Consider the following 25,053-nt stretch of genomic DNA (forward strand, 5'->3'; position numbering starts at 1 on the left):
CTGAATTACGCAACAAAGCCGCAAGAAGTTCATATCTCGATCGTAAGTTTAATTTACGAAGTAAGTTTGATGAGTGAGTTTTCACTGTATTGATACTTACGTGTTGCTGAGATGCTATCTGAGAGTTTGAAAGCCCCTTTAGCATCAATGTGCAAGTATCCCTTTCTTTTTTAGTTAACTCTTTGTAATTAATTATATTCTCGCAAGCTGATTCATAGTTAGGTTCATTACTTTGGTAGGAAGAAACCAGTTTATTTAACACTGACCTTGGGAACCATATATCTTCTTGATAAACAGATAAAATTGCTTTCGATATAAACTCAAAGTGCTGACCTACTTGCCCCGAAAAGCCTTTCTCTAGCCATACTGTAGAGGTACTGTCATTCACATTGACAGCTAACCAAAATTCGTTTCGTTCATGTAGGATAAATCCGTATCTTTTGGGACATGGCACTGTTTGAATATCAAACAAAACAACCGTTTCAGGTTCGAGTTTCGGTACTTGCATAAAGCATTGGGAATGAGTTATTTGCGCACTAGGAATAGATACCGAAAGTAGGTCTTTTATCACCCGATAGTATGAATTATTTCGGGTAAGGACATGAATGTCTAACGCGAGTTCAGAATCAACTTCCATGATTGACCTCTCTATTTACTCATACACAAAATCTTTAATAATCGGTAGGTTAATGGGGAGTTATCCCACGGTCTCTGGTTAGACAATATTAGTATTGATTGAGCATTATTCAATGTAATGGATGTGGTATTTTTTTAAGGTGTTGATTTTTAATGATATATAACTAAATGAAATGAAATGCGCACCAATGGGTCATACTTTAGTACCGTAAATGGTGCGTTTGTTAAAGGTGGGAGCCAGCTAGTTTTTTAGTTGGATGTAAATCTGCTCTACCTTTGTACGAGCCCAGTCTGTTTTACGCAAAAACTTTAAGCTAGATTTAATGCTTGGGTCTTTTTTGAAACAGTTGATGTTCACCATGTAACTCAACTCTTCCCAACCGTAATGCTCAACCAATTCAGTCAGTAGCTTCTGCAATGTGATACCGTGAAGTGGGTTATTTTCTTGTGTCATGAGATGTTCTCGCCATTTATTTGAGCTCAGTATATCAGTTTCGCTCTATGAATTATCAGACCATTTAAGTTGGTAATCTGTATCGATAATAGTTAACTCTTCTCGACCTCTATTCCCAAACAGCCGAACCTGACTTTGCATCCAAGCTTCAAAGCGTTTGATTTTCTCGCGATGAAAGTATCCAGCTGGCGCACATAGGAAATAATTGTATTTGGGCTTAAGTGCGATGTTACCTATCCGTACCAGCTTCTTTTCCTGCAAATACCGATAAACCAAGCTGTGCTTAACCAGAGCGACACCTTGAACGGATAACGCGCCTTCTAAAACAAAATGCGAACCGTCAAATTGCAGTGATGAGCGTCCTGCCTTCGCTCCAACAACGTCTAGCCATAGATTCCAATCCATATCAGGCCAGCGGTCTTCAATTAGCTCAGCTTTGTGTAGATCGTCGATGTTATAAATACCATGCTTCTCTTGGTAGATAGGGTGACAAACTGGGTAAACCACCTCGTCCATTAACCAACGAGACTCGATATTTGGGTAGTTACCGTGACCATACCGAACGCAGACATCGACATTAGAATCTTCAAACGTCACGAGCTTGTTGGTCGGTTCAATCAACATGGATAGATCTGGGTGACGATCGCGAAAGTCGCCAATTCTAGGTACCAACCAGTGTTGGGCAAATGATGGCACAGTTGAAATAGAAAGTTGAGTAGGGTTTGGGTCTTGGTTAATTCGCCTCACACCATCTTGAATGTGGGCAAAGCCTTTCTTCGCTTGCAGGTAAAGCACTTCACCTTCGTGAGTGAGTACTATTTTTCGGTGCTGGCGAATAAACAGGTCTGCGCCTAGCCATTCCTCAAGTTGGCGAATTTGTTGGCTGACGGCGGCTGCCGTGACAAACAGCTTTTCAGCTGCGAGCTTAAAACTGCCAGCTTCAGCCGCAGTATAAAAATAGTAGATCCCTTGGAATGGTGGGGTGCGTTCTCTCACATTAGTTTTCCTTAACTGAATGTCAGTATCTATCGTTTGTCGATGTTGCTCTGTTAGTCGATTATTGACCATAACAAAGCGAAAGATCAACAGGAGAAAGGCTATGAATACGATAACAGCGACATCAAGGGCTAACCAATTATTCTTATCATCGTTATCAGTTAAGAAATTCTATTCTAACTTTGAGCGTTATCTTCAGAATCGTAGAACCAGACAACAGCTGTCTGAGTTACCAGAGTATTTATTGAGAGATGTCGGGATTACTCAGAATCAAGTCGATAAAGAACTGAAGAAATCGTTTTGGGAGTGAGTCAAGACAGCGTAGCTTTTAACTCGACGTTGCTTTAACTCAACATAGTTTGTCGGTGTCGGGAGGTTTACGTTGCCGCTCTATGCTCATTGCTTATTTAAGCCTATTCCTTGTTTAAGAAATTAGTAGGTGAGATCTAATTATCCAATAGCTCGTTTACTTCTTCGTGCAACCAATTGGTGAACGCGGTAATACGCTCTTCTCTCGGGGAGTTAGGGTCAAAGCATAGGTTGACTTGAACCCCAGGTGTCATGCCTATATCAAAGGGCTTCACTAGCAAGCCGCGTTCGATGAAGTCACCAGCTAAGCTGTCTGTTGCCAAGCAAACCCCATGTCCCGCCATGACAGTCGTTAACCCCATATCAAAGGTACCGACTTCCATCCACTGAATGGTGCTGCTTTGAGTCGATATGTTTGCTTGCCTAAACCATTCCTCCCACGGGAAACAACCGCTATCAAACTGAATCAGCCAACATTTGAGGAGTTGTTCAGGTGATGTGAAGTTCAAAGAGTTTGCGAGTTCAGGGGAACAAAAAGGGTAAACCGGTTCGTTGATTAGCATCTCAAGAGTCAAGCCTTCTTCAACGCATAGATCTTCGCCTTGTCGAATAGCAACATCAATCTCGCCATGTTTTAAATTTGGGGTATCACACCCTGTTAGTATCTTAATTGGGATCTCTGGGTGCTTTACCGAGAACTTCCACAGCCTAGGTAGTAACCAACGAGAAGCAAAAGAAGGGGGACTTCTAACAACAAGCAGCCCTTGAATAGGTTCTGATTGGATCTTGTTTAACCCCAGCAGAACCTCTTGAAATCCATCAGAGACATGTCTAAAAAGTGTGTGCCCTTCATGCGTCAAAGTCATTGCACGCCCCTTACGAATAAAGAGCTTACATCCAAGCTGTTCTTCTAACTGTCGAATCTTCTGGCTGACGGCTGCTTGAGTGACGAACAGCTCTTCAGCCGCTTTGCTGTAATTGCTCAAGCGAGCCGCAACTTCAAAGTAACGGAGACCTGAAAGGTGACGCAGTCTATTGTCCATAACTTCTTCTTATAGTTCTTGTTAGGAATGGTTGTTCGCTTATCGAACAGGTTGTTTTCATAATAACGACAGAACGATGACAAATACAAGAGAGTAATTATGGAAGCATTGATCAGTTGGACGAGATTTTATGGTACTAAGTTATTTAAAAATAAGAAGATAAAAGTAGGTGAAGTTAAGGCGAAACAGAATCAGGTTTTATGTGCAGAACAACTGAGCCGACGAGTGAAGGAAGACATAGGGTTAGAATATGAGAACAACGATGCTTCTGATTATACGAAATACTTATAATTCTGACTTATGTAGTCAATAACGTGAAGTCGGGTCTCGCTGGCTTTATCTCAGTCATAATTTTCATCTGTATTGGTTTAGCTCAATCAGACTTTACTCATTAATTGTCGAGTATTTTTATAATTCCATTTATTATTAAACTAAATGCTTACTTTGAAATTATTCTGTCTTATTTTTGAGACTTTAACTCTAATTTATATAGAAATAAACGTCGTATTCTATATTTCATTTATTTTTCTAATAGATATAAAACAACCAGTTATTTGAATGATAAACAAATAAAGGTTCGAATTCTACTGTACTTTTGGATTTTTAATTTATTTAACTTTAGAAAAATAAAAGACTTAATTAACTTTCAGTCTGATTCACCCTTCTGTTGTACTACTTAAAATTCCCTGCGTGTATAAAACTTGAACAACTCGTTTATCAATTCTATATCTTTAGTGTTGAGTCTTTCTATATCTCCTTGGGTTTTCTATTGGGCAGATAGAGGGAATAGAAAGACGAGAGGGTGGGGGCTGTATGAAATCTATTTCAAGAGGTTCGGAGCGTAGCCGTTATCGAAACGGCTTTAAATCTAAAATAAAAGGCATCGCTATTATCGAGTTTACGATCGTGGTGAGTCTATTTTTTGCGCTTTTTTTAACGGTTGTTGATCTTGGTATATACGGGTTTGTTAAATTGACCATGCAACATTCGGCAAGGGAGGGCGCAAGATACGCCATTACAGGTCGTTCTGACTTGGATCCTGACTCATCGAGTGATCGCGAAGCGGCAATCTTAGAAAAAATTTCTCAATCGTCGAGCGGCTTGCTCGACAAAGTGATGGATGTCCAAAACATACGTGTTGAAGATGTTTACGGCAACGCTGTCACCGGGTTTGGTGGTTCAGGGGACATTATTTCTATTCATCTTGATTGCGAGTGGCCATCTGTAAATCCCTATATGTATGTTTTGCTCGATGACGGGAAGTTTAAATTTACCGTTAGCGCGGCAATGAAAAACGAAGCGTTTTAGGGAGGACAGGATGTTTCCTTTTAAGATAAAAAAAGCCGCTGAGAAAGGGTTTGCGGCAATCGAAATGACGTTAATAGCACCTTTGTTTATGCTGCTTATTGTTGCGGCCGTAGATATCACGCACCTCATTCAAGCCAACCACATTATTATCAGTATAAGTCGAGAAGGTGGAAACATTATTTCTCGGAGTAATACAGATACCCCGCAAGAAGTGATGGACATTATAGCAACGACATCGGGAACATTGGATTTGACACAAGACGGGGTCATTTACATTACCGAGGTGGTTGGTCAAGAGGATGCTTCTCCGTACATTAAAAGCCAATACCGATGGAACCAACACGGGCTAAGTAAAAATAGTGCTATTTGGTCGAGTTGCAGTAACTGGACAAGTGATGGAGAGTGTTCTGATGTGGATGCAGATAACCCTCCTCTGGTTAACAATCTAGCGGTTGCGCTGGATGATGGGGAGATTGTGTACAGCGTAGAAGTATTCTATGACTATTCGCCTATTTTTAGTCGAGTTTTTGATGAAGAATATATTCTGAGCGACACAACATATATGTAAGGGAGATCAATATGGATAAGAGAACCCCAATCAAATATCGTTACAGTCGAGGGCTAGTGGCTTTAATGTCAGTTATCGCACTGCCTTTTATTCTCTTAGTTGTCGGGCTTTCTGTTGATGCTGGACGAGCTTATATTGTTAAGTCGAAATTATTTGCGGCGGTCGACGCGGCTAGTATTGCGGCTGCAAGAGCGGTCGCCAATGGTGAAGATGCAGGACGAGCAGCTGCACAAAAATATTTTGCAGCGAATATTCCAGCTGATTTTTATTCGGCGACACCTAGCTTGGGTGCGGTCAACTTCTCATATGATTCATTTGGCAATATCTCGATTGATATTTCAGCAACGGCACAAGTACCCACGCTCTTTTTACCCTTGATTGGGTTAGATACATTCAATCCTGGAGTGTCTGCGCAATCTATTCGTCGCCCCGTAGATTTAGTGTTAGTGATTGATAACACCACTTCTTTGAGGCTCGGTAGCATAGGTGACGTGACACAAGACGTCATCGACAGGTCTAAGTCATTCGTTGAAAACTTTCACGAAGGATTTGATCGGGTTTCATTGGTTAAATTTGCTTTCGGAGCCGAGGTTCCGGTGGGGTTCAATGCGACTCGCGGCCATAGTCGAAGTACCATTAAATCGGAGATAGACAGTTTTAATTTTGGTAGTACGTCTAATGCACAATATACCAATGCATCAGAAGGGATCTATCGAGCTTTAAATGAGCTTAGAACGGTTACTGATCCCGCTAACTTGAAAGTGATCGTGTTCTTCACGGACGGAGCGCCCAACACCTTTGCGACAACGTTTGATTTTGAGGACGGTGATTCGCACACGGGAGCTATTCGATCGAGTGATGGTAGCAGTGGTACGCCCCGAGGGCTTTGGAGGCATGATTCGATTGCAACGACTTTAAGTGGCGGTTATGAGGGCCGTGATATTGATGATCATATTAGCGAGATGCCCGATTACTATACCACTCATGATTCAAGTGCCACCGAGTTTAACATTTTAAATCCGACACATTCAGTACGTCCAGTGTCACAGTATGATCCAGATAGTCACTCTGCCAGTGACTTATATACTCGGGTGAATAGGGTTGCTCGTAATTTAGTGGAAGACATTGCTGAGGCTGCAAGAGGAGAAAACATTTACGTCTTTACCTTAGGTTTAGGTTCATCATTAACATCGGCAACCGGACCTGATAGTGAGTTTGGAGAAGACTTATTGTTACGAATGGCAAATTCTAGTGCGCTTTTGGATGACCCAGACTTAAGTGCAGACTATGACCCTGCTCAACTCGAAGGTGTGTATTGCCATGCCATAGATGAAGAGGCATTAGGTCCTTGCTTCGATGAGATGTTGGATGTGATTATTCGTTTAACCTTGTAACGTTTTTCTGGTTTGTCACTTTTATATATTGAAACTGAGGGACGCTCAATCGAGGGTTGAGCAAAATAAAAGAGGGAGCTAAAAGCTCCCTCTTAATGCTATGTATATTTTGTAGTTTGTTACTCTTCCCAAACCACCAATTTATCTTTCGGCCAGTTATGACCGACTTCGTGATATTTTTGCTCAAGGATATGTCGTTTGATCTTAAGCGTTGGTGTTAACACGCCATTCTCAATACTCCACGGTTCCTTAATCATTAATACGCCTTTGATCTTCTCGTGCGAGGCAAGTTGTTCGTTCATTTTTTCAATGACTCGTTTACTTGTTCTTTCGTAACGTGCTCTATCAAAATTAGGGAAGTCATGGGGTACAACAAGCAGGATAGGTCCTGGCAAGCCTAAGCCTATCAAACACATCATTTCTACACGGCTGTATTCAAAGAGTTTGTTCTCGATTGGAACGGGAGCAACAAACTTACCTTTAGCGGTTTTAAAGGTGTCTTTCTTACGCCCACGAATCGTTAAGTAACCTTCGCTGTCAATATCACCAATATCACCCGTATGTAGCCAACCCTCTGAGTCAAAAGACTCTTGAGTCGCAATGTCATTTTTGTAATAACCAGAGAACATGCCTTTGCTTCGAACTAAAATTTCTTCGTCTTCTGCAATTTTGAGTTCGATGCCCGGACCTGCATTACCCACGGTACCAATTTTGTCTGCTCTAAACGGGTGGTTAATCGTGCTGTAGGCGAAAGACTCTGTCATCCCCCAAGCTTCGGTAATGTGTAAACCAACGCTTTCATACCATGCGAGTAAAGCCGGTGATACAGGCGCTGATCCACAACCAAGAACACGAGCTTGGTCTAAGCCCAGACCATCAGCCAGTTTCTTCTTAATGATGTTATTCACGAACGGAATTTTAAGTAAGAAGTTCAGTTTTTTCTGTGGCAGCTTATCCTGAATTCGTTGTTGGAATAGAGTCCATAAGCGAGGAACTGAAATAAACAAGGTTGGACGGTGCATTTTCACATCGTCAATAAACGTGTCTAAAGATTCAGGGAAAGCTGTGACTACTCCGCCCATTACGGAAGAACCAAAGATGTACACTCGTTCGGTGATATGGGCAAGCGGCAGATAAGAAAACAGACGGTCACCAGGTTGGATACCAATGTGATCAATTAACCTTTGAACTGACCATGTAAAGGCACCGTACGTGAGCATTGCGCCTTTTGGCAGCCCAGAGGTGCCAGACGTATACACAAGCGACATCAGCTTATCATCGTGATGTTGAGGTCGTTTGGTTGATGGTTCATGTGTCTCGATGAGCTGCTCAAATGTATGTTGGCACTTCGCCGCAGTATCGTAGGGTAACGAGATACTAACTAAGCTCGGATTATCATCGATTACTTTTTGAGTCGCTGCAGGATCATCAAGCTTACCTGCAATTACGATTTTACTTTCACTGTGTTCAATACAGTATTGAATGGTGTCTGCCCCCGCTGTTGGAAAGATTGGGACGCTGACAAAATCTCCTAACATCATGGCAAGATCACAGATAAACCACTCTGCACAGTTTTTTGAAACGAGAGCGACTCGATCGCCGGGTTGGGCTCCGAGTCCTTCTAATGCTGACGCCAGTTTTAGTGCTTTGTCGGCCACTTCTTTATAAGTGAACTCAACAAATTGGCGGTTAATTATTTGTTTTAAATAGACTTCATCTGGGCGTTCTTCTGCCCATTTTAAAATCATGTCATTGGGTGTAGGGAGAGCTGTTGCTTTTTCTTGGCTAAACTCGTTAGGCTGAATCATTGTCTAACTCCATGTTTTTCGCTAAGTTATTTTTGTTAAAATCATGTTAAATGTACCATGATTTTTTCTTTTAGGGAGTAAAATTAGCGTTTTCTGTTATCCGTGCAGGCACGTCTGTAGCTTGCGGGTGTTACTCCGGTCCTTTTCTTAAAGATTCTTGAAAAATACGACACATCCTTGTATCCACATTGATAAGAAATAACAGCGATTTTTGATTCGGTATCGGCTTCGATCAACTTTTTGGCTAATAGGATTCGTTTATCGCATACAAAATCTCTAAAGCTTACCCCAAAGTGTAGATGAAACTTCTTAGAAAAGTAGGTTGTTGAACAGTGGCACTTTTCAGCGATCTCCGTTTCTCTTATCTCCTTGTTAATGTTGTCCATAACAAAGTTAACGACTTCAGAGGTAAACAACTTTGCAGGTAGCTGATTATTGTTATTCGTATCTCGGTCGAGATCAAAGTGAGGCTCGAAGATATGTTGCGTTTTACGCTGCAGTTCTTCGAACTTACTGGTCAGATGATTACTGCTCGTTTCTATTATAAAGAATATATTCTTATGATTTCGAACGATATTAGGTATCTGACCTGAACAAATAATGACTATTCGCTTGTTCAGGTTTTCGCAAATAGATAGTGCCATTTTAAGTAGTTGAAGTTCATCCGTTCGATTCAATATATAGAATACTAACCTTACATCTAAGTTACTGATTATAGATATATCCTGTTTATAGTTTTCAATAGGAAAGTAATGACGAATTTTATTGGTAATAACTGAATTGAAATCACTGTCTATATCAGAAAGTAGTGGTGTTATTATTTCCATAGGTATTGAACCTGTATCATATCAAAATAAACAGTAAGAAATACATATCAAAATGGCATTTATTAAATAGATTAGAAGTACAACAAAAAAGTGCAAGTAAATGGCAAGAAAATCCTAACCAAAAATATTGTTCAGCTCTAGATTTAGTTTACAGGTAAATAAACCTGTAATGTAAATCAAGGAGAGATTCTCATGAGTAAGTTTTTGAAAAATTGTAAAGAATTCATGAATGATGAAGAAGGTCTTACGGTTATTGAATATGTTATTGGCGCAGCCATGCTTGTTCTTGGGCTAACCACAATATTTACTGGGATTGGTACAGCGCTATCAACGAAACTAAGTACTATTGTTGACCAAATTAGTACTTCATAAGAGCTAACAGTAATGAACCTTAAAAGGGTGGGGTATCAGAAAGGGTTGACTACGGTCGAGTATGTTATTGGAGCTGCTTCACTTGTCATTCTCGCTTGGTTAATATTTTCTGGAATAGCGACGGCTCTAATCAGTAAGTTTCTTTCTATTGTGGCGGGTATCTAAATTAATGATAAGTGAATCTTTATTGTTTTGGGCATTGCTTATTATTGTTTCGGTATACGATGTTGAGAAACATCGTATACCAAATAAGATACTGATTTTGTTTTTATTTTTGTACTTTTTATCAGTGTTAAATAGTGGATTTTCTTTAGATGCATTAGTTACTTCATTGATAGGTGGTGTAGTTCTTTTCTGTTCAGGTTTGATTTTGTATTTTCTGAGGGCCATGTCTGCAGGTGATGTGAAATTATTGGGTGTTATTGGGTTGTATATTGGGTGGGGCTCATTACTTGATGTGTCTTATTACATACTCATCGCTGCCGGAATAATTGGAACATTATATTTACTTTATAATCGAGCCAATAATAGTGAGATAACAGTTAGAGGATACTTTGAAGAAAAACTAATGCTAGTTAGCGGGATATCTCCTGATATTAAAGGTGAACCTGTTGTGCATTCTCGTTACTCAAATAAAGTAACCATGCCATTTGCTCCTTCAGTTGTAATAGGTTTAGCGATGTACAGTTATTTTACATAGATCAAACTAAATCACTAGTCGATGTGTTGGAGAGGACATATGGATATGAGAGGGATACCTTCCCCGAGCAATTTAAAGCCTCAAATATCAGCTCCAGTGGTACCGACTTCCATCGAAATGCTTGGTGTTCCTGAGGTTGTTGTTGAGAACCTATTGCTCAAGCACCTATCAGCTTACCCTAAATCTGATGTGTTAGATTTGTCTAACTATTTATGTGTTGTTACACATGTCATAGAAAATGGACTAGCCACACTCAGAAATAAATCTCTTATCGAAGTATTTCAACCTACTTCTGCTTTGTCTTTGGAATCGTCTTCTCATAGTCACGTCCGTTATTCCTTGTCAGAGAAAGGCTTAGAAGAAGCCGATCTTGCATTCAAACGAGATGCTTATTTAGGTCCAGTTCCTGCTTCTCTCAAGCAATACACTGAAATTGTAGAGCAACAAGATTTAAGGGCGGAGCTTGTTACTCGCCCTGATGTGGAAGCGGCATTGAGTGATGTTTATGGCGTAAAAAAAATGATCTCCGTGTTAGGACCAGCAATAAATTCGGGTAGGGCGCTGCTGTTGTATGGGCACGCTGGCACAGGAAAAACTTTTGTCGCGTCTCGTATCGTGAACGCGCTTCATACTTCTGTTTTTATCCCTTATGCCGTTTATGCGTTAGGGAATGTCATCAAGGTTTTCTCAGCGCAACATCATACCCCTTTAGATCGTAATGGCAGTGAGCAAACTGTTTCACTCCGAGACCAATACGATAAGCGATGGCTCAATTGTGAACGTCCTAATATCCAAGTGGGCGGAGAATTAACCATGGACATGCTTGAGGTGAATCACTCTGAGCATAATCGCGTTTGGTTAGCACCTTTACAAATGATGGCTAATAACGGCATTTTTGTTATTGATGATCTCGGACGCCAACCCATGCCTGTTGATGCTTTACTCAACCGCTGGATCGTCCCAATGGAGTACTTCTTTGATCACCTGTCATTACCGAATGGGCAACAGATCACCATGCCATTCGTTTTAACTCTCGCATTTTCTACCAATTTGAATCCTGAAAAGATCAGTGACCCTGCCTTTCTGCGTCGTTTGGGTTACAAAATAGAATTCAAGCCTCTGAATCAGCAAGATTATGAAGCGCTGTGGGTGAGCGTAACTGTTGATAAAGAGATAGAACTGCAAGATGGGTTCTTTGGACGTTTATCTCAAATGCATACGCTGCACAAAGTACCGCTTTTCCCTTGTTTACCGAAAGACCTTGTTGGTATTAGCAAAGACATTCTTTCGTTTGAGCAACTCCCACCCGTTATCACATTCGACATTCTAGCCATGGCATGGAAAGTCTATTTTACCTCTGATGGACACGAGGAAGAGAATAATGAATAAGAGTCAAGTTTTCCTACTGTTTTTACTGTCCGTAGTATTCGGTTTAGCCGCTGTATTTTTCGCTAAACAATGGATGGACAATCAAGTTCAACCGACGATTGAAGTCGAGCAAGTTGAGCGTCATCCGGTTGTAGTGGCATCTCAAGAAATTGAAGCTGGAACCATAATTGAAGAGCAATATTTAACAACCAAGTTGATGGAAGTTGATTGGATCAATGAAAACAACTATTCGGATAAAACAGAACTGCTCGGCAAAGTAGTCGCCAATACCATTTATGCCGGAGAGGTACTTCATAAGTTACGTTTTACTGTGCCAGGAGAAGGGTCAACACTTGCTGCTCTTATTCCTGAAAATAAACGTGCAGTAACTATACGTGTTGATGATGTTATTGGTGTGGCTGGTTTCTTATTACCGGGGAATAAGGTTGATATTCTCAATACTGTTTCTTACGGCAAAAATTCTGCAGCGACTCAAACGGTATTAAAAGACATTAAGGTTTTGGCTGTAGACCAAACGGCTAAAACGAAAGAGAACAGTCCGATTATCGTTCGTGCGGTAACACTTGAGATGACGCCAAAAGAGGCTGAGAAACTCCTCACGGCTAAAAGCAAAGGTAGTATTCAGCTGACCTTAAGAAACCCACATGAAGTAGAGAAAAAAGTGGTTCGTCGATATGTGCCTAGACCAAGTGTCACCATTATCAAAGGTACAGAAACATCTAGTGTGCGCGTCAAGGATTGAGGTGAGATATGAAAATATTATTAGCGTGTGTTTTTAGCCTGATTTGTTTTTCAGCAGCCAGTGTTGCTGCTCTACAGACGGGAAAAACGGTCACGGTGCCGCATCATAAATCTACGCATGTGGTGCTGTCGGGAAAAGCGGCGAAGGTTTCTCTTGGCGATCCTGAAGTCTTAGACATTGTGATTTTGAAATCTAATGAGTTGTTCTTAATTGGTAAAAAATTAGGGGCGACGAATTTGATGGCTTGGGATTCGCGAGGTCAGTTGATTGAGTCGATTAACATCGAGGTTACTCATGATCTTAATAGCTTAAAGTCAAAGCTATACGAGTTTCTTCCTGATGAGACGATTGAGGTTCATAGTGCGCAAAACCGTTTGCTGTTAAGTGGGCAAATCAGTAATCAACAAAAAATGAATGTAGCGATGCGAATTGCCGAAACTTATGCGGCAGGACAGGCAGCGGATGATGCTAAAGAGAGTGGTAGTGAGCAAGCTGCTGCAACTGGTGTGATCAACTTGATGTCTATTGGTGGCGCACAACAAGTTATGCTTGAAGTGACGGTAGCCGAGGTTCAGCGAAGCTTAGTGAGAAAGTTCGATGCTAACTTCCATTTCTTCCAAACCAGTGGTTCTAACTTTTCGTGGGGTGCTTCATCAGTTCCTGCAGGTGTATTGGGCGCAACGCCAATTTTTGATATTCCAACCTCTACTGATTACGGGATTTTAGGTTCTTTCATCGATAGCAATACCTTGTTTACTTTTGCTCTTGATGTCGCGAAGCAAAATGGTGTGGCTAAGGTATTAGCAGAACCAAACTTAACCGCATTGAGTGGCTCAAAAGCGGAGTTTTTAGCGGGTGGTGAGTTTCCTATTCCTGTTCCCGACGACGATGGAATTACCATTGAGTACAAGGAATACGGGGTCGGATTGAAATTCATACCTACCGTACTCAGCGATAAAAAAATCAATCTTAACCTAGCGGTTGATGTGAGTGAGATAGCTAACAGCAGTTCATTGACTATCGATCCTGGTTCGACGAATGCGACCTACTTTATTCCGCCAATCACACGTCGAAGCGCATCTTCTACTCTTGAGCTGGCTGATGGTCAAACTATCGGGATCGCAGGGTTGTTGAGTGAGAACGTGCGAGATGTCAGTAACAAAATGCCGGGGATTGGTGATGTACCGATTTTAGGACAGCTTTTCAATAGCCAAGAATACATATCGGGTGAAACCGAGCTTGTCATCCTCGTTACACCGAGGCTCGCTAAACCAGTGGACCGAAGTAAAGTCACACTGCCAACTGATGCCTTTGTGGATCCGAATGATCTGGAATATTACTTGTTAGGTAGAAGCGCATACATTGCGGAGCCTTCTGATTCTGAAGACAGCAGCAATACAAGTTCAGACAAAGGAATCGCGCCAACTGATGGTGGCAGTGAAGGTTCATTTGGTCATGATTTATAAGGAGATAGATATGATTAGAACAATGATGGTCTTTCTCATAGTTGTACTCGTCGGTTGTGCCAATGACGCACCACTAGGGCAATCTGTGGCCACGTTAAAGATGGAACAAACATACAACCCTAATGCAACACAAGAGAACTTACAGGTTTTGCCTGATGGTACTGGGGAGCGCATGCAAGCTGGGTACGATAAGTATGTGGGTAAAGGTGATGAAGAACTCTCCGGAAGTAGCAGCCAGGTTTTAAATAGTTTTAATTAGCGCAAATGATTAGGTACAGATGCATCTAGTTACAAGTACTGTTTAGACGATCTCATTAGGGCAAATTAGATTTTTTGAACAGTGGTGCGAGATTGAATAGGAAGCGTCGTGAATAGGTTAGCCATCATCGTAATGAACTTAGTGTTTACCGTTAAGGCTTGATGGTATTAGGACAAGATGTCCACAATGAAGACAGGTGGGAATATGGGCGAAGCAATTGATATTTTACCTAATGAAGACGATGCGATTCGCCTTAAAACTAACTTGAATGTATGGCTGATTTATAACAATGAGAATTTTCACGCTCATATGAGACAGCAATTGAAACGTTGTCGAAACGTGCATATTGAGTCTTTTTCTTTGTTAGGTATGACTGAAGAGTATGTGAAGAATATTGATGCCCCAGATTTAATCTTTGTTGAAGCAAGCGGTGGCTGGGCTCAGAAAATGGTGGATTTGCAAAGCTACAATCTTCAGTTAGAAGAGCATGATTTATCTTTGGTTGTGTTTGGTGATGAAAGTGACAATGGGTCATTAAAAATAGCGCTAAGACTCGGTGCTTCGGATTTTCTGTCTCACGATATATCTATTTCTGGTCTTCTCCCCTTACTAAAGAAAACAGCGGCAGAGAAAATCGAAAACTCTAGCTACGGAGAAGTGTTCTTATTTATCAACACTAAAGGGGGTATGGGGGCGACGACCTTAGCGCTTAATACCGCCGTAGAAATAGCAAGTTATCACCCTAATGAGGTGCTGTTGCTCGATATTGACCTCCAGTTTGGTGTTATTCCTGAATATTTGAATATCACGCCGACCTACAGTATTTCGGATGCCATCGATAGCTCAAATGATTTAGATGAGATGTCCTTGAGTAGCTTGGTGAATAAGCACTCATCAGGGTTACACGTTTTAAGTTTCAAGCATGAAAATAACGCAGATGATTATGAACATGCTCAGAAAATCGGGAAGTTACTGCCCGTATTACGTCGCTTCTATCGCTACATTATTATCGACTTTTCTCGAGGGTTGGATCATATCTTCGCATCGGCTATCTCCCCTGCGACTAAGGTGTTACTTGTGGCTCAACAAACCTTAGTTTCGGTTAAAAATAGTAATCGATTAATTCGAACGCTCAAGTTTGAGTACGGGTTGCAGCAGGACTCAATCGAGATCATTGTGAATCGTTATGAAAAGCGACAAACAATTAAGCTAACAGATATAGAACAAACCGTTGGAAAGCATGACATCCATTTAATGCCTAATGATTTTAAGGTGGCTCTTGAGAGCGCTAATTTAGGTTTGCCGTTGGTTGAATCGAAGAAAAAGAGCTCAATTACACGGTCGATTATTGATTTGTCTCATATCCTTTCTCCGCCAGAACAAGAAGAGAAAGGTTGGCTTAAAAAAATATTTTCATAACACGTTTGTTACAGCATATATGAGGGATCGTTATGTTCTTTAAACGAAAAAATATTAATCCGGAGTTTGAAAAGAAAGTAGAACAGTTTTCCCAAGAGGAAGACGGCGTTGTATCGCCCCTCATTCAGAAAGTCGCTAACGTATCCCATGAAGCTAAGAGTTTAGAGGCGAGTGAAGAGCAAGAAAAGTCGATGAATGAGGCGAAAAAAGTCTTAGAGCAAGAATTGTCGATTAAACACTACTTTCATAAGCAGTTACTCGAAACATTAGATTTAGGGCTACTTTCTAGCTTAGATAAAGAGCGCGCCAAAGTAGACCTTCATGAAGCGATCGTTCAGTTAATGGCGGATGACCAAAGCCACGCATTAAGTGCCGAGGGGCGTAAGCGAGTCATCAAGCAAATTGAAGATGAAGTATTTGGCCTTGGCCCACTTGAACCATTGCTCGCCGATAAAACGGTGTCCGATATTTTGGTCAACGGACCTAAAAGTGTTTATGTCGAACGCCGAGGCAAATTAGAAAAAACACCGTATACGTTTTTAGATGATCGTCACTTAAGAAACATTATTGATCGTATCGTTAGTCAGGTTGGACGCCGGATTGATGAAGCGTCGCCAATGGTAGATGCTCGATTAGTTGATGGTTCACGAGTGAATGCCATTATTCCCCCTTTGGCCTTAGATGGCCCTTCCGTTTCTATACGACGTTTTTCTGTAGACAGCCTAACCATGGATAATCTGCTGGAATACAAGTCAGCCTCTCCACAAATGGCAAAGTTCATTGAAGCTGCCGTAAAAGGTGAGCTTAATATCCTTATTTCTGGTGGTACAGGCTCAGGGAAGACGACGACGCTGAATATTTTTTCTGGGTTTATTCCTAGAGATAAACGGATTATTACCATAGAAGATTCCGCAGAGTTACAACTGCAACAGCCACACGTGATTCGTTTAGAAACACGCCCTGCAAACCTTGAGGGTAAAGGTGAAATCAGTCAGCGAGAGCTAGTAAAAAACACCTTGCGTATGCGACCTGACCGTATTGTTGTCGGGGAGGTGCGTGGTAGCGAAGCTGTTGATATGTTAGCGGCGATGAACACGGGCCATGATGGTTCACTTGCCACGATTCACGCGAATACACCTCGTGACGCACTAAGCCGAGTTGAGAATATGTTCTCGATGGCGGGATGGAATATTTCAACGAAAAATCTAAGATCGCAGATTGCTTCTGCTATTCATTTGGTGGTTCAAATGGAAAGACAAGAAGACGGTAAGCGTCGCATGGTCAGTATCCAAGAGATCAACGGGATGGAAGGAGAGGTCATCACTATGTCTGAGATCTTCCACTTCCAGCGTCAAGGTATCGATGAGCATGGCAATATCTTAGGTTATTACACCGCAACCGGTGTTGTTCCTCAGTCTCATGATCAACTAGTTAAACGTGGTCTTGATTTGCCTTATGAGATCTTTACCGAGTCACATAGCTGAGGAGCCGATCATGGATAGTGTAACTGTATCGTTGGCCCTATTGTTTGTTGCGGTATTGTTTATTTCGCAAGCTTTGTTATTGCCAGCTGCCGGGAAAAAAGCTAAGCACAAAGAGCTATCTCGTCGTTTAAAAGAGACACAAAGAAATATTGATGAAGAGAGTTTGTCGCTCTTAAAAGACCATTACAACAAGGAACTTTCTCCCTTTGACCGTAAATTAATTGTTGTTCCTTTTTTTGCCGACTTAAAGCGCATGTTGGAATTAGCAGGCCTCAAAATCACATTAAGCCGCTTTTTGCTGATCGTATTCTTGGGCGGAATCCTATTGGCTTTGGTTGCTCTGGTGCTCAATCAAGTTTGGTTCATTTGTGTTGCCTCTTTCGTCTTTGTTTGGGTTGTTGCTTATCTGTTTGTTCAAAACAGAGTGACCTACAGAATGGCAAGGTTTGAGGAGCAGTTACCAGACGCCTTGGACATCATAAGAAGAGCCTTACAAGCGGGTCAGCCATTAGTTCAGTCTTTTAATGAGGTTGGCGAAGAGATGCCAGAGCCTATTGGGGTTGAGTTTAAGAACACCTATAACTTATTGAACTATGGTTATGATTTACGGCTCGCCATCTTACAAATGACAGAAAGAGTACCGACGGTTTCTATGTTGGCTTTTTCAAGTGCGGTCATGTTGCAGAAAGAAACGGGGGGCAACCTCTCTGAGAATCTGCAAAAAGTATCTGAGGTATTAAGAGCGCGCTTTAAGCTAGAAAGAAAAATCAAAACCCTTTCAGCTGAGAGTCGACTTTCTGCTTGGATACTGACGCTTTCTCCGTTTGCCCTATTTTTCGGTCTTAAATTCGTAAACCCTGAATACATAGAGCCTTTGTACAGCGATCCTAGAGGAATATCTATGGTCAGTGTGGGCGTGATTTTGTTGGCGATTGGGGCATTGTGGATAAGAAAAATAATAAATATCGAGATATAGATTATGGAATTCTTTGATTTAGAAGTATGGAAACAAACACTCTCTGAGTTCGGTATCACTAGCCAGACCCTGCTTTACGGGATGATTTTGCTGACCACTATGCTACTTACTCTTACTTTAGGGTTTCTTTTTGTCGGTACTCGCTCCCCGTTGGATAAAAAGTTAAAACAGATTTCCGGAGGGAATCATACTGGTAGTCGCAAACCTTATGACTTTACCAACACTTTGGAGTCGCTGACGCCATTTATTGGGCGAGGGAACAAAAAAGATAACGAAACGTATTCAGAAAAATTAATGCATGCTGGATATCATGAAAAGAGCGCACTTTCAGTATTTTACGCCTTTAAAGTACTTTCAACATTAATAGGGTTTGTTTGTGCATTCACAGTGTTTTATTTAGACATAGGTGATAGTTACAACAACTTGCTGATTGTGACATGTATTTTTGTCGGGACATTCTTCCCCAATTTTGTATTGAGTAAAATGCAAAAAGAAAGACAGAGAAAAATCAGAAACGGTGTCCCTGATGCTTTAGACCTTTTGGTGGTATGTACAGAATCAGGTCTTGGTTTTAATGCCGCACTAGGGCGTGTCGCTAACGAGTTATACATTTCACAACCCGAACTTGCCGATGAGCTAGATACTGTGTTTGCTAAAATTCAAGCGGGTGTCACGATGCCAGATGCTTTGAGTCAACTCGTTGAACGAACTGGGCTTCGTGAGTTGGAAGGGCTTGTTTCTTTGCTCTCGCATGCTTCAAGAATGGGGGGGAGTTTAGCTCAAACCTTACGTGACTATACCGAAGATTTTCGAGACAAACGCCAACAAGCTGCGGAAGAAATTGCAGCAAAAATCCCTACCAAAATGCTATTTCCCATGTTGTTGTTCATTTGGCCTTGCTTCTTTATCGTTGCTCTTGGGCCCGGAATGATGATTGTAATGGATGCACTGACATCTCCAGGAGCGAGTTTATGATGCGAATGAACAGAATGGTTTTACTTTTACTACCGCTATTGATTCTCGGGTGCGCCTCTTCTGATGAGCCAACTAATCAGTTTGATGCAGAATTGTATTCGGGTAAGCCAATTGACACCTTAACCAGTGACGATCCACCCGTCAGCGAAAAAGAAGCAATCATGCGTGGTGATGTCGCACTTAGAGACAACAACATCGATTTAGCTCTCTATGAGTACATCCGATCTCTGTCTTTTCCTGAGCAAGAGTTTCACGATAAAACGCTATTTACGATAGGTCGAATTCACTCCTCGAGAGGCAATTACGCACTCGCTGAAAAAGCGTATTTGGCGGCATTAGATTTTAACCCTGCGCATACTGAAGTATTAGAGCAGTTAGGTGTTTTATATGCTAAGCAGCGCCGTATAGACGAAGGTCGAAGCTACTTCTTTAAAGCGATCAATGCAGACCAAGTTCGTTTAAAAAGCAGTGAAACGATTAAAAACTACCAAGCGTTAAGTCAAAGTGAAGTAGCGGGTTTGAAGGTTGATAGTATGTCTCCAGCTTTGGCTTACATGGGAATCGGAGTCTTGGAAGATGTAGAAGGTAAACATCAGATAGCCCAAGAGTATTTTAAAAAGTCTCTTACTATCGATAAGACATCAGTGAAGGCTCTACTGAACATGGGTTACTCCCATTACATGTATGGTAACTACAAAGAAGCGTATCAATACACGCGTTCTGCTTTAGAGATCGAACCTAACAATGAGAAGGCTCAGAATAATCTTGCACTCATTTATTTGGCATCAGGTGATGTGAAAAAAGCGATAAATGTGTTCATGCGCCATATGGATGCGCCAGAAGCTCTGAATAATGTCGGGTACTTTTTAATTATTCAAGGTCGACCTGATGAAGCGATTCCTTACCTTCAACAAGCCATAGATAAAAAACCGTCTTATTACAAAATCGCCAATGAAAACCTAAATCGAGCCTTAGCCGAGGTGAGAGAAATGAAGGAGAGCACACCAATATAGTGTTGTTCTATGAAAAGTTACTCTCCTTATGGTAAATAGCACAAATGAATTAGCCCCTGATGAGTGTCCTTATCAGGGGCTATTATTTGTAACTCAGTTTGGTATTTAAGTACTTAATTATAAATAGTTAAGTATCGCACCAGCTGCGATAAAGGTACCAACTAAACCTACAATCGGCATCTTCACGGTTTTCAGTAGCCAAACACCAACAATGATCAGAGCGAAGTCTACACCGCTGCTCACTGCGCTTGTGAAGATGGGTTGATATAGGGCCGCAAGTAATAGACCAACAACTGCTGCATTCACACCGGTAAGAGCACCAGCCACCAAAGGTTTACTCGCAATTGCCTGCCAGTTCTTCAATACACCCAGTAGCAATAAGAAGCCCGGTAAAAACACCGCAATTGTAGCGAGCAGTGCACCTGTAATCGGCGCTGACGGCATTAATACATAACCGAGGTAGGTGGCCAACGTAAACATCGGTCCTGGTACGGCTTGTGCTGCGGCATAGCCCGTGAGGAATGCATCTTGAGACAGTTGGTCGCCAATACCATTTTGCAGCAACGGAAGAACCACATGACCGCCACCGAATACTAAGCTGCCTGCTTGGTAAAATAACCCAAACACTTCGATGCCTTGAGAATATGCACTGAACAGAGGTAAACCAACCAATAGTGCTACAAAAATGACAAGCGGAGTTATGGATATCTTATGTGTTGAAGGCGTTGTTTTTAAGTCTTGTGAGGTTAAGAACTTGCTGCCAATGATTGCTGCAAATAGGAGCACTAAGACTTGAGGCCAGATCCCAGGAATCAAAAGTAGAACAATCGCGGTGATCACACACAGTGCTGTTGCTATCTTTGATTGGCAAAAGTTTTTGTACATGCCGAAAGTGGCGTCAGCGACAACCACAACCGCGAGTAGCTTAAGTCCGTGGATGATTGAAATGAAAAGCGGCGCTTCCAACAACTGGTTACTCACTAAGGCCAATATCAACATTAGGATGACAGAAGGGGAGGTGAAGCCTACAAATGCAGCGATTGCACCGGTTAAGCCACCCTTTTTATAACCAACCGCGAAGCCAACCTGACTAGAGCCTGGACCCGGTAAAAATTGACTGAGGGCGACAATTTGCCCGTACTCTTCGTCGGATAACCAATTCAGTTTCTCAACAAAGGTTTTACGGAAGTAGCCAATATGTGCCGCTGGTCCACCAAAACTGATCCAGCCAAGCCAGAAAAAGGTTTTAAAAATTGAAAGCATGATCGATTCCAGATAAATGTTTAGCGTAATTTAGGTGGAGTTGAACTATGATTCAAATTAATTATTTTAATTATGACTATTAATGAAATGGGTTCGTATGTATGGCTGATTTTAACTGGAAAGGAATCGACCTTAACTTGTTGATTGCACTACAGGCATTGTATAAAACGAACAGTGTGAGCAAAGCGGCTGAGCGTTGTTATGTTAGCCAATCTGCAATGAGCCATAGTCTACAAAGATTACGAAAGCTGTTTGATGACCCTTTGTTTGAGCGAGTTGGCAGCAAGATGGAAGCGACCGACCGAGCCATTGAATTATCAAGTACCGTCGATGCGTTGCTTAATACTATTCAATCTGAAGTTCTGTTGTCCAAAAGGTTCGAAGTTGATAGTTATAGAGGCAGCTGGAAAATAGGGCTGACCGATTACGCTGAACAGATGTTTGGGCCAATGATCTTTGACTTTATTAAGCAAGTTTCGCCAAGCTCTCAAGTCGCGTTTTTCAACGTTAATCGAACCAATTATCAGCAGGTATTTGAAGAGGCTAAGCTAGACATTGCGATAGGCAGTTTTGGTGAAGTGCCTAAATTGTATGGCACAGAACTTCTCTACACCGAGCAACATGTCTGCTTGCTTGATGAATCCGTTTTGGATGTTGAGTTGCCTATGTCATTACAATCGTTTGTCTCTGTGGAGCACGCCTTAGTATCGCCTAATGGCGCCCTAAAAACCGCAGTTGATACTAAATTGGCTGAGTTAGGCTACACCAGAAAAGTGGCAATCGCATCGAGCAACTTCTTAACGGTAAAGCGATTGATCAGTGGCAGAAAGCTATTGTGTATTGTGCCGAAGTTAGTCGCTAGAAACGCCCCTAATGTAGACAGTTCACTGATAGCTGTCACTCCGCCAATAGACGTCCCTGATTTTGATATACAGCTTGTTTATCGTAAGGGAAAGCAATTAGACGACAAGAATACTCACTTGAGAAAAGTGATCTCCCATGCGGTTGAGATTGTCATTGCTGTTGAGTGATTGATTGTGGGTTTCTTTTGAGTATCTAGCCTATCTTCTAAGCATGTAACCTATCAAGTGCCAAAGAAAAACGACCATTAGTGCGCCGACATAACCGTCAACAGCGTAATGCCATGCCAAATGCACCGAACCAACCTGAATAAAAAAGGCGTAAATCCACGCTATGTAACCGAGTTTCTTATTCAATTTGAATGATGTCATCGCAATCAGAACAGATATGGTTACATGCATGCTAGGCATGGCTGAGATGCCAGTCCCTATATCTCCAATACCTCCAACGTAGCTTGCCCAAAGCGCATCTTGAGTACTGAGTGCCCACAAAGACATAAAGCCACGTTCAGTGAGTTCTGCGCTCTGCATGTTTAATCTTTGCATCAAAGGAAGATACAAATCTTGGTCATTGAAGTGACTAATAAAAACAGGGCCGGCTGATGACAGAAGGGTCGCCATTATGTTCCCAATGATAAACCACGAACTTAAGAATGTGAGTAAAAACTGGTTGCGAAGTTGGTCATCTTTACGGTAAATGACAAAATAAAGCAGCATTCCCCACATGATAAAAAACCACAAGTTGTACAAGATGTTGATGGCGAGTGAAGCTATTGAATTCGTTAAAAAAAAGTGGGTGATTTCCCAAGGTGAAATGCCAAAGTGCAACCATTTATCTAAATGGTAAAAATCGAGATCTAGAAAATATGGATTGAGATAAGGAATGACTGATTTTAAGAAGGTATAGCTAGAGAATGAGATGTTTAAGACGAGCATCAATAAAATAAAGTAGATCGGCTTTGATACTGGAAACAACAGAGTTTTGATTTTCTTGATGAACTGTTTGGTGGGTCTTTTTTCTCGATTGAACAACAAATGGCAGTAGTAGTATGTCGCCCATAAAATAAAGGTGACGTAACAGACAGTGGCTAAGATCTCTAAGTAGGTATATATGTTGTATCGAACTTCATGAGGCACGAAATAATTAACAACTAACGTTAACGGTGTCGTAAATGCAACATAATACAGAATCAGTTTGTTTCTTCTGAATTCATGAAGTAAAGACGATAACAAGTTTGATTGTTCTTTTTGAGGTGCGGGTTTGTCGGTGGTCGCCTCTGAATCCATATAACCCTTCATCACGATTTCCTATCATGCTTAAAGGTTAGTTCATTTGAGCTGGTTTTCTACTTTTCAACCTTGTGTCAGGGGTAAAAATAAACGAAATAAATCCTTCCATTTTTCACAACCAGACTATACTTAATTTACGACTCAAAGCAGTCGTAAAGAATATGCTTTTTGATTTACCTAAGTAAAAAAATTGGTTATATCCTCATGATATAGCTTAAAAAACTACCAGGCTAAACGGACTTAGTTGGTCTTGAAGCGCTAGCTCCCCCTAGCGCTTTTTCTTTTGTTCGATTATGGCAAAAGGGTCTGAATCCTTTTTAGCAGTTGCTCGATCTCTTGTTTTTCATAGTGAGCCGTCACCTTAGGTTGGCTGCTTTCTCTTGGGAGTAATGCCGTTTCGATATGGTGCTGCAGTAAGGCATCTTGTGAGTTGGCGTTGAGCTTCTCTGCAAGTACCACAGCTTGTCGGCCAATCGTGGTGAAGTCTTGTTTGATGGTGGTCAGTGGTGGATTAAAAAACGCACTGTCTTCGATACCATCAAAGCCGACGACCGCAACCTTATCAGGGACAGGTATCTGCAGTTCTTGCAGTGCACGTAAAGCCCCCAATGCCATCTGATCACTTGCCACTAACACGGCATCAAATACGGCTTGTTTAGCGACAGCTTCTCGAACGCCAAGATAACCACTTTCTGCTTGCCAGTTTCCTTGATATTGATACTGCACCTTACTCTCTGCATCTGATAACGCGGCTAGCCAACTTTGGTGACGAATCTTTGAGGCGCTGGATTCGTTCGGACCAGTGATCAACAGGAAGTCCGTTCGTCCGCTCTCAAGTAGATGTTGAGCCGCCAGTTTTGCTCCTTCCGCATGATCACCACAAACATAGTTCACTTGGCTGTTAGAAGGGACATCAATGAAGATAAGATTGAGGTGCTGATATTGTTCCACTAACAATTCTGCATCGGCACTCTTTAAAGGCACGTTCAGAATAATGCTGTCGACCTGTTGAGCCATCAGTTCACGAATGGCCTCACGGGTATTCGCGAGATTAGGCTCGGCAACAACAGAGAAAGCAACGCCATAACTCATATCATGAGCCTGCATTCGTACGCCATTTGCGATCATTGCTGCGCCATGCAGTGCCATATCGAGAGTGACTAAACCAACGCTGGTGGACTTGGCTCGACTGAGCATTTGAGCACCTTTATTGGGTACATAACCAAGTTGCTTTATGGCGGCGTTAACCTTGTTGCGGGTGGATTCCGCGACGTCTTGTGAGCCATTGGTTACTCGAGATACTGTCTGGGTGGATACCCCTGCCAGTTTTGCTACGTCTTTAAAGGTGATACTCATCGCTCTGCTCATCGAATATTTTAGAGTGAGATAAGCCTACCGAAATTTACCAAACTAAACTCTGCTCACTCTCAAATAAATGTCTTTTAAAACATTAAAAATGTTTCCGGAAACAGTCGATCTTGTGCAAATTTTTTGAATGTTAA

At 41.6% G+C, this 25,053-nt stretch carries 27 protein-coding genes; 18 read left to right on the plus strand and 9 right to left on the minus strand.

The annotated features are described in order from the left end of the window. The 3 genes from AACT19_RS07365 to AACT19_RS07375 form a co-directional block, all read right to left on the minus strand. A partial coding sequence (locus AACT19_RS07365; RefSeq protein WP_076645902.1) for a response regulator transcription factor occupies nt 1-637 on the minus strand: 637 nt, incomplete at its 3' end. Between the two features lie 240 nt (nt 638-877). Further along, on the minus strand, nt 878-1,090 hold the full coding sequence (locus AACT19_RS07370; protein ID WP_076645903.1) for a VF530 family protein: 213 nt from the start codon (nt 1,088-1,090) through the stop codon (nt 878-880). A 45-nt stretch (nt 1,091-1,135) separates the two neighbouring features. Further along, nucleotides 1,136-2,086, minus strand: coding sequence for a LysR substrate-binding domain-containing protein (locus AACT19_RS07375; RefSeq protein WP_076645904.1), 951 nt, complete (start codon nt 2,084-2,086; stop codon nt 1,136-1,138). 103 nt (nt 2,087-2,189) lie between these two features. Here AACT19_RS07375 and AACT19_RS07380 point away from each other — a divergent pair, with 103 nt between their 5' ends. Beyond that, nucleotides 2,190-2,396, plus strand: coding sequence for a DUF1127 domain-containing protein (locus tag AACT19_RS07380; RefSeq protein ID WP_076645905.1), 207 nt, complete (start codon nt 2,190-2,192; stop codon nt 2,394-2,396). A 136-nt stretch (nt 2,397-2,532) separates the two neighbouring features. Here the strand turns inward: AACT19_RS07380 and AACT19_RS07385 are convergent, their stop codons facing one another. Continuing rightward, entirely contained in the window at nt 2,533-3,438 is a 906-nt protein-coding gene (locus AACT19_RS07385) for a LysR substrate-binding domain-containing protein (RefSeq protein WP_076645906.1), read from the minus strand. A gap of 99 nt (nt 3,439-3,537) precedes the next feature. On the opposite strand from AACT19_RS07385, the gene AACT19_RS07390 reads away from it, so the two are divergent. The 4 genes from AACT19_RS07390 (at nt 3,538) to AACT19_RS07405 (ending at nt 6,708) form a co-directional block, all read left to right on the plus strand. Then, nucleotides 3,538-3,729, plus strand: coding sequence for a hypothetical protein (locus AACT19_RS07390; RefSeq protein ID WP_076645907.1), 192 nt, complete (start codon nt 3,538-3,540; stop codon nt 3,727-3,729). A 522-nt stretch (nt 3,730-4,251) separates the two neighbouring features. Continuing rightward, nucleotides 4,252-4,746, plus strand: coding sequence for a TadE family protein (locus AACT19_RS07395; protein WP_076645908.1), 495 nt, complete (start codon nt 4,252-4,254; stop codon nt 4,744-4,746). 10 nt (nt 4,747-4,756) lie between these two features. Next, complete coding sequence (locus tag AACT19_RS07400; RefSeq protein WP_076645909.1) at nt 4,757-5,314, plus strand: TadE/TadG family type IV pilus assembly protein; 558 nt, start codon at nt 4,757-4,759, stop codon at nt 5,312-5,314. A gap of 11 nt (nt 5,315-5,325) precedes the next feature. Next, the gene (locus tag AACT19_RS07405) at nt 5,326-6,708 is read left to right on the plus strand and encodes a vWA domain-containing protein (RefSeq protein ID WP_076645910.1); all 1,383 of its coding nucleotides are present in this window, start codon (nt 5,326-5,328) and stop codon (nt 6,706-6,708) included. A 119-nt stretch (nt 6,709-6,827) separates the two neighbouring features. On the opposite strand, the gene AACT19_RS07410 is transcribed toward AACT19_RS07405, so the two are convergent. After that, nucleotides 6,828-8,516, minus strand: a complete 1,689-nt coding sequence (locus AACT19_RS07410; RefSeq protein WP_017095482.1) for an AMP-binding protein — start codon at nt 8,514-8,516, stop codon at nt 6,828-6,830. 83 nt (nt 8,517-8,599) lie between these two features. Next, on the minus strand, nt 8,600-9,343 hold the full coding sequence (locus AACT19_RS07415; protein ID WP_017095483.1) for a helix-turn-helix domain-containing protein: 744 nt from the start codon (nt 9,341-9,343) through the stop codon (nt 8,600-8,602). A gap of 192 nt (nt 9,344-9,535) precedes the next feature. On the opposite strand from AACT19_RS07415, the gene AACT19_RS07420 reads away from it, so the two are divergent. The 12 genes from AACT19_RS07420 (at nt 9,536) to AACT19_RS07475 (ending at nt 20,138) form a co-directional block, all read left to right on the plus strand. Beyond that, nucleotides 9,536-9,715 carry a Flp family type IVb pilin gene (locus AACT19_RS07420; protein ID WP_017088257.1) on the plus strand — a complete coding sequence of 60 codons (180 nt, stop codon included), beginning with the start codon at nt 9,536-9,538 and terminating at the stop codon, nt 9,713-9,715. A 12-nt stretch (nt 9,716-9,727) separates the two neighbouring features. Beyond that, nucleotides 9,728-9,880: a hypothetical protein gene (locus AACT19_RS07425; protein WP_017088256.1), complete on the plus strand. Its 153-nt coding sequence runs from the start codon at nt 9,728-9,730 to the stop codon at nt 9,878-9,880. Between the two features lie 4 nt (nt 9,881-9,884). Further along, nucleotides 9,885-10,415 carry an A24 family peptidase gene (locus AACT19_RS07430; RefSeq protein ID WP_076645911.1) on the plus strand — a complete coding sequence of 177 codons (531 nt, stop codon included), beginning with the start codon at nt 9,885-9,887 and terminating at the stop codon, nt 10,413-10,415. Between the two features lie 39 nt (nt 10,416-10,454). After that, the gene (locus tag AACT19_RS07435; protein WP_076645912.1) at nt 10,455-11,804 is read left to right on the plus strand and encodes an AAA family ATPase; all 1,350 of its coding nucleotides are present in this window, start codon (nt 10,455-10,457) and stop codon (nt 11,802-11,804) included. Then, a complete protein-coding gene (cpaB, locus tag AACT19_RS07440; protein WP_017076279.1) occupies nt 11,797-12,546 on the plus strand; it encodes a Flp pilus assembly protein CpaB in 750 nt (249 codons plus the stop codon). Before AACT19_RS07435 ends, cpaB begins: the two co-directional genes overlap by 8 nt. An 8-nt stretch (nt 12,547-12,554) precedes the next feature. After that, nucleotides 12,555-14,012, plus strand: coding sequence for a type II and III secretion system protein family protein (locus AACT19_RS07445; protein WP_076645913.1), 1,458 nt, complete (start codon nt 12,555-12,557; stop codon nt 14,010-14,012). Next, on the plus strand, nt 14,002-14,271 hold the full coding sequence (locus tag AACT19_RS07450) for a hypothetical protein (protein WP_076645914.1): 270 nt from the start codon (nt 14,002-14,004) through the stop codon (nt 14,269-14,271). Before AACT19_RS07445 ends, AACT19_RS07450 begins: the two co-directional genes overlap by 11 nt. Before the next feature lie 204 nt (nt 14,272-14,475). Further along, entirely contained in the window at nt 14,476-15,690 is a 1,215-nt protein-coding gene (locus AACT19_RS07455) for an AAA family ATPase (RefSeq protein WP_017095488.1), read from the plus strand. A 32-nt stretch (nt 15,691-15,722) separates the two neighbouring features. Beyond that, nucleotides 15,723-17,174 carry an ATPase, T2SS/T4P/T4SS family gene (locus AACT19_RS07460; protein WP_065682811.1) on the plus strand — a complete coding sequence of 484 codons (1,452 nt, stop codon included), beginning with the start codon at nt 15,723-15,725 and terminating at the stop codon, nt 17,172-17,174. 10 nt (nt 17,175-17,184) lie between these two features. Beyond that, nucleotides 17,185-18,150 carry a type II secretion system F family protein gene (locus AACT19_RS07465; protein ID WP_017095490.1) on the plus strand — a complete coding sequence of 322 codons (966 nt, stop codon included), beginning with the start codon at nt 17,185-17,187 and terminating at the stop codon, nt 18,148-18,150. A 3-nt stretch (nt 18,151-18,153) separates the two neighbouring features. Further along, a complete protein-coding gene (locus AACT19_RS07470) occupies nt 18,154-19,125 on the plus strand; it encodes a type II secretion system F family protein (protein ID WP_017095491.1) in 972 nt (323 codons plus the stop codon). Continuing rightward, nucleotides 19,122-20,138 (plus strand): tetratricopeptide repeat protein, encoded by a 1,017-nt coding sequence (locus AACT19_RS07475; protein ID WP_076645915.1) that lies wholly within the window; start codon nt 19,122-19,124, stop codon nt 20,136-20,138. Before AACT19_RS07470 ends, AACT19_RS07475 begins: the two co-directional genes overlap by 4 nt. Before the next feature lie 117 nt (nt 20,139-20,255). Here AACT19_RS07475 and chrA read toward each other — a convergent pair whose 3' ends face one another. Beyond that, nucleotides 20,256-21,401 (minus strand): chromate efflux transporter, encoded by a 1,146-nt coding sequence (chrA, locus tag AACT19_RS07480; RefSeq protein WP_076645916.1) that lies wholly within the window; start codon nt 21,399-21,401, stop codon nt 20,256-20,258. A gap of 101 nt (nt 21,402-21,502) precedes the next feature. Between chrA and AACT19_RS07485 the strand changes: the two genes are divergently transcribed. After that, nucleotides 21,503-22,432, plus strand: coding sequence for a LysR family transcriptional regulator (locus AACT19_RS07485; RefSeq protein WP_017088847.1), 930 nt, complete (start codon nt 21,503-21,505; stop codon nt 22,430-22,432). A 30-nt stretch (nt 22,433-22,462) separates the two neighbouring features. Here AACT19_RS07485 and AACT19_RS07490 read toward each other — a convergent pair whose 3' ends face one another. Both AACT19_RS07490 and AACT19_RS07495 read right to left on the minus strand, forming a co-directional pair. Next, nucleotides 22,463-23,560: a phosphatase PAP2 family protein gene (locus AACT19_RS07490; RefSeq protein ID WP_083717873.1), complete on the minus strand. Its 1,098-nt coding sequence runs from the start codon at nt 23,558-23,560 to the stop codon at nt 22,463-22,465. Nucleotides 23,561-23,842: 282 nt separating this feature from the next. Beyond that, nucleotides 23,843-24,907, minus strand: a complete 1,065-nt coding sequence (locus tag AACT19_RS07495; RefSeq protein WP_076645917.1) for a LacI family DNA-binding transcriptional regulator — start codon at nt 24,905-24,907, stop codon at nt 23,843-23,845. Nucleotides 24,908-25,053 lie beyond the last annotated feature (146 nt).

The organism is Vibrio sp. 10N.222.47.A9 (assembly GCF_963872585.1).
GTDB classification, from domain to species: Bacteria; Pseudomonadota; Gammaproteobacteria; order Enterobacterales; family Vibrionaceae; genus Vibrio; species Vibrio splendidus.